General features: G+C 68.9%; 10 protein-coding genes. 5 read left to right on the top strand and 5 right to left on the bottom strand.

Going from position 1 to position 15,518, the window contains the following annotated elements; all coding sequences use genetic code 11:
- Positions 1-254: 254 nt before the first annotated feature.
- The gene (locus KY49_RS21045) at positions 255-1,277 is read left to right on the top strand and encodes a sulfate ABC transporter substrate-binding protein (RefSeq protein WP_010090492.1); all 1,023 of its coding nucleotides are present in this window, start codon (positions 255-257) and stop codon (positions 1,275-1,277) included.
- A 43-nt stretch (positions 1,278-1,320) separates the two neighbouring features.
- On the opposite strand, the gene KY49_RS21040 is transcribed toward KY49_RS21045, so the two are convergent.
- A complete protein-coding gene (locus KY49_RS21040; protein WP_052495756.1) occupies positions 1,321-1,680 on the bottom strand; it encodes a c-type cytochrome in 360 nt (119 codons plus the stop codon).
- Between the two features lie 10 nt (positions 1,681-1,690).
- Positions 1,691-2,923: a molybdopterin-dependent oxidoreductase gene (locus KY49_RS21035; RefSeq protein WP_052495755.1), complete on the bottom strand. Its 1,233-nt coding sequence runs from the start codon at positions 2,921-2,923 to the stop codon at positions 1,691-1,693.
- 193 nt (positions 2,924-3,116) lie between these two features.
- On the opposite strand from KY49_RS21035, the gene KY49_RS21025 reads away from it, so the two are divergent.
- Positions 3,117-4,088 (top strand): ion channel, encoded by a 972-nt coding sequence (locus tag KY49_RS21025; protein ID WP_042586452.1) that lies wholly within the window; start codon positions 3,117-3,119, stop codon positions 4,086-4,088.
- Between the two features lie 12 nt (positions 4,089-4,100).
- Here the strand turns inward: KY49_RS21025 and KY49_RS21020 are convergent, their stop codons facing one another.
- Positions 4,101-4,715 (bottom strand): glutathione S-transferase family protein, encoded by a 615-nt coding sequence (locus tag KY49_RS21020; RefSeq protein WP_042586894.1) that lies wholly within the window; start codon positions 4,713-4,715, stop codon positions 4,101-4,103.
- Positions 4,716-6,633: 1,918 nt separating this feature from the next.
- Here KY49_RS21020 and KY49_RS21015 point away from each other — a divergent pair.
- Positions 6,634-10,206, top strand: a complete 3,573-nt coding sequence (locus KY49_RS21015; RefSeq protein WP_042586451.1) for an indolepyruvate ferredoxin oxidoreductase family protein — start codon at positions 6,634-6,636, stop codon at positions 10,204-10,206.
- 79 nt (positions 10,207-10,285) lie between these two features.
- On the opposite strand, the gene KY49_RS21010 is transcribed toward KY49_RS21015, so the two are convergent.
- Positions 10,286-11,953, bottom strand: a complete 1,668-nt coding sequence (locus KY49_RS21010) for a Na+/H+ antiporter (RefSeq protein ID WP_042586450.1) — start codon at positions 11,951-11,953, stop codon at positions 10,286-10,288.
- A gap of 305 nt (positions 11,954-12,258) precedes the next feature.
- Here KY49_RS21010 and KY49_RS21005 point away from each other — a divergent pair, with 305 nt between their 5' ends.
- Both KY49_RS21005 and KY49_RS21000 read left to right on the top strand, forming a co-directional pair.
- Positions 12,259-13,542: a sensor domain-containing phosphodiesterase gene (locus KY49_RS21005; protein ID WP_042586449.1), complete on the top strand. Its 1,284-nt coding sequence runs from the start codon at positions 12,259-12,261 to the stop codon at positions 13,540-13,542.
- Between the two features lie 151 nt (positions 13,543-13,693).
- Positions 13,694-14,422: a copper homeostasis protein CutC gene (locus KY49_RS21000; RefSeq protein ID WP_042586448.1), complete on the top strand. Its 729-nt coding sequence runs from the start codon at positions 13,694-13,696 to the stop codon at positions 14,420-14,422.
- A 76-nt stretch (positions 14,423-14,498) separates the two neighbouring features.
- Here KY49_RS21000 and bioB read toward each other — a convergent pair whose 3' ends face one another.
- Positions 14,499-15,518, bottom strand: coding sequence for a biotin synthase BioB (gene bioB, locus KY49_RS20995; protein WP_029226320.1), 1,020 nt, complete (start codon positions 15,516-15,518; stop codon positions 14,499-14,501).

The raw sequence follows: 15,518 nt of genomic DNA, 5'->3' as shown, positions 1-15,518 counted from the left end.
GACGGCGGCGAGGATCGGATGCGGGCGCAGGGCAGCAGACATGGATGGACCGTGAAAAGGGCTGAGCGGCGATCTTAGCATCACATCCGGCGCGTGCGCGAGCGGTCGCCGTCGCTTATCCGGAATTCTGCTTTGCTTTCCACGACTGATTGGAAGGCGCCGCGCGGCCCGCCGCTAGAATGCCCGCTTACGTTTCGATGACGGCGCGAGCGTGCGCCGGCACGCATCAACCACTGGAAGCGGGGCATTCAACGATGGGATACACGAACGGAATCGGCAGCCGGCTGCTGAAGGGCGTCGCCGCAGCGGCGCTGGTCGTCTCGACGGCGGCCGCGCACGCGGACACGTCGCTGCTGAACGTGTCGTACGACGTGACGCGCGAGCTGTACAAGGACATCAACGCGGGCTTCGCCGCCGCCTACAAGCAGAAGACCGGCGAGACGGTTGCGATCAAGCAGTCGCACGGCGCGTCGAGCGCGCAGGCGCTGTCGGTGCTGCAGGGCCTGCAGGCCGACGTCGTGACGATGAACCAGCCGAACGACATCGACCTGCTCGCCGAGCGCGGCCAGCTGCTGCCGAAGGACTGGCGCGCGCGCTTCCCGGACGGCAGCTCGCCGTACTCGACGACGATGGTGTTCCTCGTGCGCAAGGGCAATCCGAAGGGGATCAAGGACTGGAGCGATCTCGCGAAGCCGGGCGTGCAGGTGATCATCGCGAACCCGAAGACGTCCGGCAACGGCCGCTACGCGTATCTCGCCGCGTGGGGCTACCAGAAGCAGAAGGGCGCGACCGACCAGCAGGCGCTCGACTTCGAGAAGGCGATCTTCCGCAACGTGCCGGTGCTCGATTCGGGCGGCCGGGGCGCGACGACGACGTTCACGCAGCGCGGCATCGGCGACGTGCTCGTCACGTTCGAGAACGAGGTCGCGCTGATGGACACCGGCGCGTCGGGCGCGCAGTTCGACGCGGTGTATCCGTCGGCCAGCATCCTCGCGGAGCCGCCGGTCGCGCTCGTCGACAAGGTGGTCGACAAGAAAGGCACGCGCAAGGTCGCGCAGGCGTATCTCGACTACCTGTACACGCCGGACGCGCAGGAGATCATCGCGCAGCACCATCTGCGCCCGCGCGATCCGAACGTGCTGAAGAAGCACGCAGCCGAGTTCAAGCCGCTGAAGACGTTCAGCGTCGAGCAGGTCTTCGGGAGCTGGGCGAACGCGCAGAAGACGCATTTCGCCGACGGCGGCACGTTCGACCGGGTGATCGTCGACCGGAAATGACGGCGGCCCGGCGCGGTGCGGCGCGCCACGCAAGCGCGCCGCATCACGGCTTGCCGTTGATCGTGGTGAGGTAGCGGGCGAGGTCGTCGATCGCCTCGGGCGGCAGCGGCGCGCCATACACCGCGCGCATCTTGACGACTTCCGCCTTCCACTCGTCGAACGACAGCGGCGGCTGGCGCGTCACCATGTCGACCGAATGGCAGACGAGGCAGTGCAGGTCCGCGAGATCGGCGCCCGGGCCGGGCGGAAACTTCCGCGTATCGCCGGGCAGCGTGACCTCGACCGTGCGAGCCTCGGTGTTCCGCGCTGCCGCGGCGCGCGCCGGCCCGGTCGCTTCCGCCATCGCGACGCTTGTCGCGCACGTCGCGGCGGCGAGCAGGAGCGCGGCACAAGTCTTCGTCATGATCGGCTCCTCACGCGACGACCACGTTCGTCGTTTCGACCACGTTGCGCATGTAGCCGGCCGGGTTCCAGTTCGGCGCATCGGGCTGCTCGACGCCGTCGGCGTTGATCGCCTTGACCCGCAGCACCGCCTGTCCCGCGCGCCGCGGCGTGAACTGCGCTTCCCAGCGGCGGAAACTGTATTTGCCGTAGTCCTTCCCGAGCCGGGCTGCCGCCCAGGACGCGCCGCCGTCGGGCGAGAAGAGCACCTTGCGCACGCCGGTGTCGCCGCCGAACGCGATGCCCCGGACCGTCTGCACGCGATCCAGTGCGATTACGCTGCCGTCGGCGAGGTTGGTGATGAACGAGCGCGGCGCCATCCGGCCGATCGGCACGGTCGCAACGCCGGCCTGCCCGGGCAGGATGCTCGCGTGCGGGGTGTCGGGGATCCGGTAGGCCTTCGCCATCCAGAAGTTGTCGTCGCGGCGGTCGATGACCTCGATGTCGTGCAGCATCTTCACCCAGTACGTCGAATACCAGCCGGGCACGACGAGACGCACCGGGAACCCGTTGAGCAGCGGCAGCGGCTGCCCGTTCATCGCGAACGCGACGATCACTTCGCCGTCGCGCGCGCGATCGACGTCGAGCGCCTTCACGTAGGCCGGCGTGGCGGGCAGCACGCCCGTGTCGAGGCCGTTGAAGCGGACCTGGACCGCGCCCGCCTTCACGCCCGCCCGGTCGAGGATGTCCTTCAGTCGCACGCCGCTCCAGCGTGCGTTGCCCATCGCGCCGTTGCCCCATTCGCCGCCGGCTACGCGCGGCTTGAAGAAGCCGCGCGAATTGCCGGCGCACTGATTGACGGCGGCGACCTCGACGTGTGGAAAGTCCCGCGCGAGCTCGCGCAGGCTCAGCTCCAGCGGCCGCTCGACGAGCCCGTGCACCGCGAGCCGGAACGCGCCGGCGTCGATCCGTGTCGGGATGCCGGCCAGGTGCCAGCGCACGAAGAAGCGGTCGTTCGGCGTGAACACGCCGTCGTCGAACACGGAGAACGGCGTTTCCAGCAGCGGCGGACGGGTGCGCACGAGCAGCATCTCGCCCTTTTGCGGAAAGGCGCGCGTCAGCTCGCGCAGCCCGTTCTCGAACGGCAGCGAGACCGCGTCGGCGGCGTGTGCGCGGCCAAGCCAGCCGCTGCCGACGGCCAGCAGGCCGCCCGCGACGGCGGCCTGGACGAGGTGGCGGCGTTGTGGATCGAGTGGGGCGGCCATGTCGACTCCCGGGTTAGCCGATCTGTCTGTGGATAGCGCAACCGTTCGCCCGGCCGGGGGGGGCGCATGCGCGCCGGCGCTGCATTCATATTAGGCGCTATCCGGCGCCATATCCGGCCCGGCCGCGCCACGCATTTCCGCTTCCGCGGCCCGCGTGCTACGCTCGTCGCCTCCCCGTCTGCGGCGCCGCACGATGAACGTCGATCCTTCCGCTTCTCCCCCTCGCGGCCGCGGCCGCAAGATCTGGTCGGGCACCCGCCACGTGATCGCGTACGGGATGCCGCCGCTCGGCTGGCGCGACCTGTACCACCGCGCGCTGACGGTGAGCTGGCCCGTGTTCTTCCTGTCGCTCGCGGTGCTGTTCCTGCTCATCAACAGCGGCTTCGCGACGCTGTACATGCTCGGCAGCGCGCCGATCGCGAACCAGTCGCCGGCCGGCTTCGGCGGCGCGTTCTTCTTCAGCGTCGAGACGCTCGCGACCGTCGGCTACGGCGACATGCATCCGCAGACCGTCTACGCGCACGTCGTCGCGACGTTCGAAATTTTCGTCGGGATGTCGGGGATCGCGCTGGCCACCGGGCTCGTGTTCGCCCGTTTCTCGCGGCCGCGCGCGAAGATCCTGTTCGCACGCTACGCGATCGTGCGGCCGCTGAACGGCCGGATGACGGTGATGGTGCGGGTTGCGAACGCACGCCAGAACGTGATCGCCGAGGCGCGCGCGAAGCTGCGGCTGATGCGCGTCGAAGGCTCGCACGAGGGCTATACGCTGCGCAAGATCCACGACCTGCCGCTCGTGCGCAGCGAGCACCCGATCTTCCTGCTCGGCTGGAACCTGATGCACGTGATCGACGAGTCGAGCCCGCTGTTCGGCGAGTCGGCCGAGTCGCTCGCGGCGCGCGACGCGTCGCTGCTGATCACGATCGAGGGCTCGGACGAGACGACCTCGCAGGTGATGCTGGCCCGCCACTCATGGGAGCACGACGAGATCCGCTGGTTTCATCGCTACGTCGACCTGATGCACGAGGAGGACGGCATCACGCACATCGACTACACGCACTTCCACGAAATCGTGCCGATCGACGCGGACACGGACGGCGGCACGCCCGGCGCGACCGTCGTGTCCCGCGAAGCACGCGCGCCCGGCCCGGCCGCATCGTCGACGTAGCGCCCGTTCGCGTCAGGGATGCAGCAGCCGCGCCGCTTCGCGTTGTTCGATCGAGACCGCGCGGCGGAAGCCGTCGCGGTCTTCCGCGCGCGCGACGTAATCGCCGAGCACGCCTTCGTGCGGCAGCAGGTGCGCGTCGAACGCGATCTTCAGCGTGCTCGCGAGCAGCAGGTCGGCCGCGGTGAAGTGCGCGCCGACGAGCCACGGGCTTTGCGCCAGCGTCTGCGCGAGCGCGCGCTGCACGCGCGCGATGTTGCCCCAGCCGAACGCGACCGGGTTGCCCGACGCGCCGGTGAATTTTTCCGCCATCGCCGGTTCGAGGCAGGTCGGCGTGAAGAACAGCCACTGCAGGAACCGGCCCCGCAGCGGATCGTCGGGCGCGATGCCGAGCTGCGCGTCGGGAAAGCGGTCCGCGAGGTAGAGCAGCACCGCGCCGGATTCGGCGAACGGCACGCTGCCGTCGTCGAGCGCGGGCAGCTTCGCCATCGGATTGACCTGCACGAACGCATCGCTGCCCTGCTCGTGCGAGCGCAGGTCGATCGGCACCAGCTCATACGGCACGCCGATCTCCTCCAGCATCCACAGCGCTCGGAACGCCCGGGTTTTCGGCCAGTAGTAAAGCTTCATCATGTCTCCGCGTTTCGGTGTCGGTTGACGGTCAAGCGTACCCGAGCCGGGGAGGTTCGGACAGGGGCGACCGGCTAGGTGCGGCCGGCCAGGGGAGATGTGGATAACTAGTCGTTGCATAACTAGTTAAAAATTCTGTGCATTCCGGCAGCTTGTCGGGAGGTGGTCGACGGCCCGCAAGCGCGAACGACGCGCTGAAACGGAGGGGCTGCACTTGTACTCGTATGAGCGACGCGCGCTTCATGAGGCCAACGGGCCGGACCGTGAGTTTGTGTGACGTTGTGCGTTCGAACGGTTGTGGACAACCGCCCCACGAAGTCACTCGAAATGCTGTGCATCCGCAAGGTGAGGGCGTTGCCCGTGGGCAGATGTATCGGGCCGTGCGGGCGGCGCCAGACCGTCTCGCGCAGATGAACGCGCCGAGTCGACCGAGCGGACGCAGCCGGTCACGCTGTCGCGCGCGTTGTGGATATCCCCACCCGGAAACGACTCGAAGCCCTGTGCATTTCAACGGTGAGCGTGAGAGCCTGATCGAGCGCGTCGCCGGCATCGATGTGGATATGCGACCTCCGAGGCGACTCGAAAGGCTGTGGATTTTAACGGTGAGGGCGAGTCCTTGGTCGAGCGCGTCGGCAGCGTCGATGTGGATATCCGGTTTCTGAGGCCACTCGCAAGGCTGTGGATTTTAACGGTGAGGGTGAGTCCTCGGGCGAACACTTCGCCAACTCCGATGTGGATATCCTGCCCCCGAGGCGACTCGCAAGGCTGTGCATTCTGACGGTGAGGATGAGCCGTCGATCGAACGCGTCGCCAACTCCGATGTGGATATCCGACCTTCGAGGCGACTCGAAACGCTGTGGATTTCAATGGTGAGAGAGATCCCTCGATCGAACGTTTCGCCAACTCCGATGTGGATATCCGGCCTCCAAATCGACTCGCAAGGCTGTGGATTTTAACGGTGAGGGTGAACTCTCGATCAAACGCGTCGCCAGCGCCGATGTGGATATCCGCTCCGCGACGCCACTCGAAAGGCTGTGGATTCTACAGGTGAGGGTGAGTCCTCGATCGAATGCGTCGCCAGATCCGATGTGGATTTCCGGCATCCGGGGCCACTCGGAAGGCTGTGGATGTTAACGGTGAGAGTGAGTCCTCGGTCGAACACTTCGCCAGCGCCGATGTTGATATCCCGTCTCCGAAGCCACTCGAAAGGCTGTGGATTTCAACGGTGAGAGTGACTCCTCGATCGAACGTTTCGCCAGCCCGATGTGAATATCCGGCCTCCAAGCCGACTCGCAAGGCTGTGAATTCCAACGGTGAGGATGAGCCCCCGATCGAACGCGTCGCCAGCCCGGATGTGGATATCCACCTCCCGACGCCACTCGAAAGGCTGTGGATTCTACAGGTGAGCATGAGCACCCGATCAAACCCGCTGCGCGGATCTCCAAATCGACTCGAATCCCTGTGCATTTCAAAGGTGAGCGTAAGCGCCCGATCAGGCGCGTCGAGCCGCATGTCCATTGTGGATATCCGCCTCCCCGGGCAAATCGAAACGCTGTGCAATCCAACGGTGAGGGGGCGCGCCTCCACCCGGCCGGCCCGCGTCGCACGGCGCGCGAGCGCCGGCCGCCACCCGTGAGCGGCTGCCCGGCTACATGCTGCTTCCACGGCCAACCGCGCCCGCGCCACGCCCCCACCCGATCCACCACGCATCCCCCCGCGCGCGAAAACTCTCTCAAATCTCGCACAAATGCTGCGTGGTTTTTCTCGTCAGACGGCCATCCGAGCAAGATGAGAAAAAACATTCTTCTTTCCGCGCGAAAAAATAGAGCCATTCCGCTGCCGCCGGCACAGCGTCGCCCGACGCGCCGCCGCAGCCGCCAAGAACAGCAGAAATCTGCACGAATCAGGAGACGTCCCCATGACCGCCCGCTTGCCCATCGACGGCACGCCCGCCCTATCCGACTATCGTCTGACCGACAACCTGACCGCGACGCGCGGCCGGATCTTCCTGACCGGCACGCAGGCGCTGGTGCGCCTGCTGCTGATGCAGCGCGCGGCCGACGCCGCGCAGGGCCTGAACACGGCCGGCTTCGTCAGCGGCTACCGCGGCTCGCCGCTCGGCATGGTCGACCAGCAGCTGTGGAAGGCGAAGAAACTGCTCGACGGCGGCGGCGTGCGCTTCCTGCCCGCGATCAACGAGGAGCTCGGCGGCACCGCGGTGCTCGGCACGCAGCGCGTCGAGGCCGATCCGGAGCGCACCGTCGACGGCGTCTATGCGATGTGGTACGGCAAGGGCCCGGGCGTCGACCGCGCGGGCGACGCGCTGAAGCACGGCAACGCGTACGGCTCGTCGCCGCACGGCGGCGTGCTGGTCGTCGCGGGCGACGATCACGGCTGCGTGTCGTCGTCGATGCCGCACCAGAGCGACTTCGCGATGATCGCGTGGCACATGCCGGTCGTGAATCCGTCGAACATCGCCGACATGCTCGAATTCGGGCTGTACGGCTGGGCGCTGTCGCGCTACTCGGGCGCATGGGTCGGCTTCAAGGCGATCTCGGAAACGGTCGAATCGGGTTCGACCGTCGATCTCGACGCGCTGCAGACGCAGTGGCCGGCGCCGGCGGGCTTCACGCCGCCGTCGGGCGGCCTGCACAACCGCTGGCCCGACCTGCCGAGCCTCACGATCGAGGCGCGCCTCGCGGCGAAGCTCGACGCGGTGCGCCACTTCGCGCGCACCAACAGCATCGACAAGTGGATCGCGCCGAGCGCGCAGGCGAACGTCGGCATCGTCACCTGCGGCAAGGCGCACCTCGACCTGATGGAAGCGCTGCGCCGCCTCGACCTGACCGTCGCCGATCTCGACGCGGCCGGCGTGCGCATCTATAAGGTCGGCCTGTCGTACCCGCTCGAGATGACGCGCATCGAGACCTTCATCGACGGCCTCGCCGAAGTGCTCGTCATCGAAGAGAAGGGCCCGGTGATCGAGCAGCAGATCAAGGACTACCTGTACAACCGCGCGGACGGCGCGCGCCCGCGCGTGCTCGGCAAGCACGACGCCGAAGGCGCGTGCCTGCTGTCCGAGCTCGGCGAGCTGCGCCCGTCGCGGATCCTGCCGGTGTTCGCCACCTGGCTCGCGCGCCACAAGCCGGCGCTCGACCGCCGCGAGCGCGTCGTCGATCTGGTCGCGCCGCAGATCCTGTCGAACGAGGCGGACGCGGTGAAGCGCACGCCGTACTTCTGCTCGGGCTGCCCGCACAACACGTCGACGAAGGTGCCGGAAGGCTCGATCGCGCAGGCCGGCATCGGCTGCCACTTCATGGCGTCGTGGATGGACCGCGACACGACCGGGCTGATCCAGATGGGCGGCGAGGGCGTCGACTGGGCCGCGCACGCGATGTTCACCAACACGAAGCACGTGTTCCAGAACCTCGGCGACGGCACCTACTTCCACTCGGGCATTCTCGCGATCCGCCAGGCGGTCGCCGCGAAGGCGAACATCACGTACAAGATCCTCTACAACGACGCGGTCGCGATGACGGGCGGCCAGCCGGTCGACGGCAGCATCTCGGTGCCGCAGATCGCGCGGCAGGTCGAGGCGGAAGGCGTGTCGCGCTTCGTCGTCGTGTCGGACGAACCGGAGAAGTACGACGGCCATCACGGGCTGTTCCCGAAGGGCACGACGTTCCACCACCGCAGCGAGCTCGACGCGGTGCAGCGCGAGTTGCGCGAGACGCCGGGCGTCACCGTGCTGATCTACGACCAGACCTGCGCGGCCGAGAAGCGCCGCCGCCGCAAGAAGGGCGAATTCCCCGACCCGGACAAGCGCCTGTTCATCAACGACGCGGTGTGCGAAGGCTGCGGCGACTGCGGCGTGCAGTCGAACTGCCTGTCGGTCGAGCCGCTCGAGACGCCGCTCGGCCGCAAGCGCCGCATCGACCAGTCGTCGTGCAACAAGGATTTCTCGTGCGTGAACGGCTTCTGCCCGAGCTTCGTGACGGTCGAAGGCGCGGCGCTGAAGAAGGCCGCGGGCGCGGCGTTCGACGAGGCGGCGCTCGCCGCGCGCGTCGATGCGCTGCCGGTGCCGGCGACGCATCTCGACGCGGCGCCGTACGACATGCTCGTGACGGGCGTCGGCGGCACGGGCGTCGTGACGGTCGGCGCGCTGGTCAGCATGGCCGCGCACCTCGAAGGCAAGAGCGCGTCGGTGCTCGACTTCATGGGCTTCGCGCAGAAGGGCGGCTCGGTGCTGTCGTTCGTGCGGATCGCCGCGCGCGACGAATGGCTGAACCAGGTGCGCATCGACACGCAGCAGGCCGACGTGCTGCTCGCGTGCGACATGGTCGTCGGCGCGAGCGCGGATGCGCTGCAGACGGTGCGTCACGGGCGTTCGCGGATCGTCGTCAACACGCACCGGATTCCGAACGCGTCGTTCGTGCAGAACCCGGACGCGAACCTGCACGCGGACGCGCTGCTCGAGAAGATGCGCCACGCGGCCGGCGACGGCTTCCTGTCGAGCTGCGACGCGCAGGCGCTCGCCGCGAAATTCCTCGGCGACTCGATCGGCGCGAACATCCTGATGCTCGGCTATGCATGGCAGCTCGGCCTCGTGCCGGTGTCGCTCGCGGCGATGATGCGCGCGATCGAGCTGAACAACGTCGCGGTGCCGATGAACAAGCTCGCGTTCGCGGTCGGCCGGATGGCGGCGGGGGACCCGGCCGGGCTCGACGCGCTGTGGAACGCGCGGCATGCGGTGGCGGCGCACGTCGCGCCCGAGACGCTTTCCGAGCTGATCGCGGATCGCGAAGCGCGTCTCGACGCGTACGGCGGCGCGCGCTACGTCGAGCGCTATCGCGCGCTCGTGAACGCCGCGCGTGCCAAGGACGACGATGCGCTCACGCGCGCGGTCGCGACGACGTTCTACCGCCTGCTCGCGGTGAAGGACGAATACGAAGTCGCACGGCTGTACGCGGACGGCGCGTTCCGCACGGCGCTCGAAGCGCAGTTCGAAGGCGTGCCGGGGCAGGACTATCTCGTGAAGTTCAACCTCGCGCCGCCGACGGTCGCGAAGGCGGGCAGCGACGGCAGCGTGCCGAAGAAGCGCGTGTTCGGCCAGTGGATGTGGCCGGTGCTCGGCGTGCTCGCGCGCGTGCGCAGCCTGCGCGACACGTGGCTCGATCCGTTCGGCCGCACCGTCGAGCGGAAGATGGAGCGCGCGCTCGCCGACGACTACGAGACGACGCTGACCCGCGCGCTCGCGGCGATGACCGCGGACAACGCGGCGCAGGTCGCGCAGCTGGCCGACCTGCACGCCCGCGTGCGCGGCTTCGGCCATGTGAAGCTGCGCAACCTCGCCGGCGTGAAGCGTGCGGAGCGCGAGCTTGCGCTGCAGCTCGGCATCGACGCGGCGACGAGTGCGCACGTGCAGCATGCGCTCGACGAAGTGAAGGGCGCGGGAACGTTGAAGGGGATTCCGGTCGTCGTCGCGAAGTAACGCGGCGTGCGGGACGGCAGACGGCAAAACGGCGACGCTGCGGCGTCGCCGTTTTGCTTGGGGCGGCCCCGCGATTCGATCAGACCAGTCCTTTCTTCCGCGTCGACAGCGCCGTCTCCGACAGGTCGATTTCGCGGAGCAGTTTCGCGAGCGTTTCGTCCGAAATCCTGTGCTCGCCGCGCATCCGGTACAGCATCGAACGCTCCGCGCGCACGGCCGCGATCTTCATCTGCAGCTCCATCGTCTCGGCTTGCTTCGCTTCGGCGCGCGGCGCGGGGCCGCCGTCCGACAGCGCGGCCAGGCGCCGCCGGTACAGGTCCATCACGCGCGCGGCGACGTCCGCGCAGCGCGCGGAGCCCGATTCGTCGAGATCGACCGCGATCGCGCCGTGCGCGGAATCGATCGCGCGGATCGCCGCCTGCGCGGCGGCCGAGCGCGCGGCGCGCTCTTCCTCGGCGAGCGGATTGCGGGTCGAGCGCACGCCGCGCAGCAGCAGCGGCAGCCCGATCACGGCAAAGACCAGAGAACCGAGGATCACCGCCGACGCGACGAAGATCGCGGTGTCGCGGCCGGGCAGCGGCGTGCCGTCGGCGAGCGCGACCGGAATCGACAGCACGCCGGCGAGCGTCACCGCGCCGCGCACGCCGCCGACCGTCATCACCGCGATCGTGCGCAGCCCGGCCATCGTGCCGGTGAGGCCCTGGCGCGCCGCGCGGCGGCTCGCGATCCAGCGCAGCAGCCAGACCCACATGAAGCGGATCGCGTAGAGCGCGAGCATCATCGCGAGCACGTTGAGGATCATCCGGCCAACGAGCGCGTCGCTCGTGTGGTGCGCGTCGACGAGCGCGCGGCCGATGATGTGCGGCAGCTGCAGGCCGAGCATGATGAACACCATGCCGTTGAACACGAACTCGATCATCGCCCACGTGCTTTCCGCGCGCACGCGCGACGCGACGGTGCTTTTGCGGGAGAAGCTCGTGTAGTTCATCATCATCCCGGCCGCGACGGCCGCCAGCACGCCCGACAGGTCGAGATGCTCGGCGATCAGGTACGCGGCGAACGGCACGAGCAGCGTCATCACGATCCCGGGCGCCGGGTCGCCTTCCTGCTCGGCGTTCAGGAAGCGCGTCGACAGCACGCTGAAGGTCCACGACACGGCCGCGCCCGTCGCGAGCCCGCCGGCCGCGACGATCACGAACGTGATCGACGCGTCGCGCAGCGAGAACATGCCGGTCAGCGCGGCGGCGACCGCGAACTTCAGCGCGACGAGGCCGGACGCGTCGTTCATCAGCGCCTCGCCCTCGAGGATGTGCATCAGCTGCGGCGGGATCCGGCCCTTGCCCGCGATGCCCGACAGCGCGACCGCGTCGGTCGGCGACAGCACCGCGGCGAGCGCGAACGCGATCGGCAGCGGCAACTCGGGAATCAGCCAATGCGCGAAGTAGCCCACTGCGAGTACCGTCATGAACACGAGCCCGAACGCGAGCATCAGGATCGCGCGGCGCTGCAGGTACAGCTCGCGTTTCGGAATCCGCCAGCCGTCCGCGAACAGCAGCGGCGGAATGAACAGCAGCATGAAGATTTCAGGGTCGAACGTGACGTGCAGGTTGAATTTCGGCCACGCGAGGATCGCGCCGAACGCGATCTGCATCAGCGGCAACGGCAGCCGCAACGGCAGCACGCGCGCGAGCGCGCCGGACAGCGCGACGGTGAGCAGCAGGACCAGGACGGTGAAGACGATTTCCATCGATACGTCGAAAGCGGGGTATGAAACGGTCGTACGGAGTGTAGCGTGCCGCCCGGACGGCTGCGTTCGAGTGCGCCGGTGCGCGTGCACCGAAATGGTGCGATCCGCATGCGCCACGGCGGTGCGCCGCTCGCGCGGGCGTGCGCGGCGGGCCGGCGCGGCGCGCGCACGAAGCTTGCTTGATGCTTGTCGACAAGCGACAACAACCGGCAATCCGAGGGCTTATTCATGACAACTCGCAGGACATCCCACGCGCCGTCCAGTTCGCCCGCCGCCGCGTTCGCCAGCATCAGGAGGAAGGGGGTATGACGATCGTGCAACAGGAGCGTCCGGCCGCGTCGCCGTACCGTTTCGAGCGGGAGGTGACGTCCGGCTTCGAGCGTCTGGCGACGCAGCATCACGACCTGACGCTCACGAGTGTGTTCCAGCCGATTTTCAGCCTGTCGCACCAGCGTGCGGTGGGCTACGAAGCGCTGCTGCGCGCGCACGACACGCTCGACCGGCCGGTGTCGCCGCTCGACGTGTTCGGCGACGCGGCGCGTCACGGCGAGCTGCTGCAGCTCGACCGGCTCGCGCAGGCGCTGCATCTCGAGAACTTCGCGCTGCTCGGCGCGGAGCGCGAATGGCTGTTCCTGAACGTGCATCCGGGCGTGCTGACCGATCCGTTCCAGGCCGCGGCGCTGCTCGCGAACCTGAAGCGGCTCGGCATGCCGCCGCGCCGCATCGTGCTCGAAGTGCTCGAGCAGCGCGCGGACGACCTCGAGCGGCTTGCCGACGCGATGCGGGAATTCCGCGCGCAGGGCTTCCTGCTCGCGCTCGACGATTTCGGCGCGGGCCATTCGAACCTCGAGCGGATCTGGCAGCTGAATCCGGACATCGTGAAGCTCGACCGCATCATGCTGTCGCACGCGGCGCACCGCACCGGGCTCACCGCGATCCTGCACGGTCTCGTCACGCTGCTGCACGAGGCCGGCAAGCTGGTGCTGGTCGAAGGGATCGAGACCGAGCACGAAGCGCAGATCGCGCTGTCGTGCGAGGCCGATTTCGTGCAGGGCTACTTCTTCGGCCGGCCGGCGCCGGGGCTGCCCGACAGCGCGGCCGCGACCGCGTGCATCGGCGAGCTGACCGAGCGCTTTCGCCTGCAGACCGACGCGCGCGAGCGGCGCGAGGCGCAGCGGCTCGCGCCGTACCTGCGCGCGTTCGAGCGCGCGGCCGAGCGCCTCGCGGCCGGCGAGCCGCTCGACGAGGTGTGCTGGAATTTCCTCGCGCTCGACGGCGCGGCGCGCTGCTTCCTGCTCGACGCGCAGGGCCGGCAGGCGGGCCGCAACGTCGTGCTGCGCGCCGATCGCGCCACCCGCGAGACGCGCTTTCTGCCGCTCGCGGACGCGCAGGGCGCGAACTGGCTGCGGCGGCCGTACTTCCGCACGGCGATTGCCGAGCCGGGCCGCGTGCAGGTGACGCGGCCGTACCTGTCGATCAACGAGGCGCAGCCGTGCGTGACGCTGTCGGTCGCGATCCGCGTGGGCGACGCGCTGCGCGTGCTGTGCGGGGATCTCGACTGGGGAGATGACGAAGCCGCCGCAGGGTAGGGCGTTGCGCTTTGCGCGGGCTGTTCCGTGACGCGTGATTGCGTAGCGGCAGCCCGCGCACGCGTTGTCGAGCGGCATGCCCGGTGAACTGGCGGCGGTCGCGCCGCTCGGCTAGGATGCACGAATCGTCATACCGATTCGCGAGCCGCCGATGATCCGAACCGCTGCCTTTTCCGTCCTGCTCGAAGTGATCGCCACGACCGTCGGCGATGCGAAGGTCGCCGCCCGCGCGGGCGCCGACCGTCTCGAACTCGTCACCGCGATCGGCGAGGGCGGGCTGACGCCGAGCGTCGGCCTGATCGAGGCCGTCGTCGCCGCGGTGCCGATTCCCGTCAACGTGATCGTGCGGCCGCACAGCCGGTCGTTCGTCTACGACGCCGACGATCTCCGGGTAATCGAGCGCGACGTGCGCGCGGCGGTTGCGGCCGGCGCGAACGGCGTCGTGTTCGGCGCGCTCGACGCGCGCGGCGCCATCGATCTCGACGCGCTCGCGCGCATCGCCGGCGCCGCCGACGGCCGCGCGCTCACCTTCCATCGCGCGTTCGACGTCGCGCGCGACCTCAACGCCGCATTCGACGCGCTGCTGCGCGTGCCGGCCGTCACGTCGGTGCTGACCTCGGGCGGCCATCCGTCGGTGCTCGACGCGGCCGCGACGATCGCGCGGATGGTGCGGCGCGCCGAGGGTACATCGTGCACGGTGCTGGCCGGCTCGGGGCTGACCGCCGACGCGGTCGGCGACTTCGTCAGGACGACCGGCGTGCGCGCGGTGCATTTCGGCTCGGGCGTGCGCCCGCGCGGCGAGGTGCTCGCGCCCGTCGACGAGCGGCTCGTCGCGAAGGTGCGCGCGGTGCTGGACGGGAGCGCGCAATCCGCGCGCTGAACGAAAAAAAGCCGGGGCATGCCCCGGCTTCTGCATTGCGCGGCGTTCGCCGCTCACGCGTCCGCTTACGCGTCCATCAAGCGTCCGTACCCAGCGCGTCCGCCTGGCTCGCGCGGATCCCGAGGCGCTCGAACAGCGCGCGATCGCGCTGGGTCTGCGGGTTGCTGGTGGTCAGCAGCTGGTCGCCGTAGAACATCGAGTTCGCGCCCGCGAGGAAGCACATCGCCTGCAGCCCGTCGTCGAGCTGCTCGCGGCCGGCCGACAGCCGCACCACGGCCTTCGGCATCGTGATCCGCGCGACCGCGATCGTGCGGACGAACTCGAACGGGTCGAGCGCGGCGGTGCCCTCGAGCGGCGTGCCCTCGATCGCGACCAGGTTGTTGATCGGCACCGAATCCGGATACGGGTTCAGGTTCGCGAGCTGCGTGATCAGGCCCGCGCGCTCGCGGCGCGACTCGCCCATCCCGATGATCCCGCCGCAGCACACGTTGATGCCCGCGTCGCGCACGCGGTCGAGCGTGTCGAGGCGATCCTGGTAGGTGCGCGTCGAGATGATCTGGCCGTAGAACTCCGGCGACGTGTCGAGGTTGTGGTTGTAGTAGTCGAGGCCCGCGTCGGCGAGCGCCTTCGCCTGCTCGTCCTCGAGCATGCCGAGCGTCATGCAGGTCTCGAGCCCCATCTCCTTCACGCCGCGCACCATCTCGGTCAGCGCCGGCATGTGGCGCTCCTTCGGGTTGCGCCACGCGGCGCCCATGCAGAAGCGGCTCGCGCCGTTCGCCTTCGCGGCGCGCGCGGCGTCGAGCACAGCGTCGACGTCCATCAGCTTCTCGGCCTTCAGGCCCGTGTCGTGATGCGACGACTGCGAGCAGTAGCCGCAATCCTCCTCGCAGCCGCCCGTCTTGATCGACAGCAGCGTCGACAGCTGCACCGCGTTCGCGTCGAAGTGCTCGCGATGCACCTGCTGCGCGCGGAACATCAGGTCGTTGAACGGCAGCTCGAACAGCGCGACGACGTCGGCGACGCGCCAGCGCTGCGCGGCCGGAGCGGCCACCGGGATTGCGTCGGGTTGCACTGCGGCAGTCTGGGCTTGGGTCAT

Source organism: Burkholderia sp. MSHR3999, from assembly GCF_000833595.1.
Lineage (GTDB): Bacteria > Pseudomonadota > Gammaproteobacteria > Burkholderiales > Burkholderiaceae > Burkholderia > Burkholderia ubonensis.
This window is presented reverse-complemented; position numbering and strand designations above follow the sequence as displayed.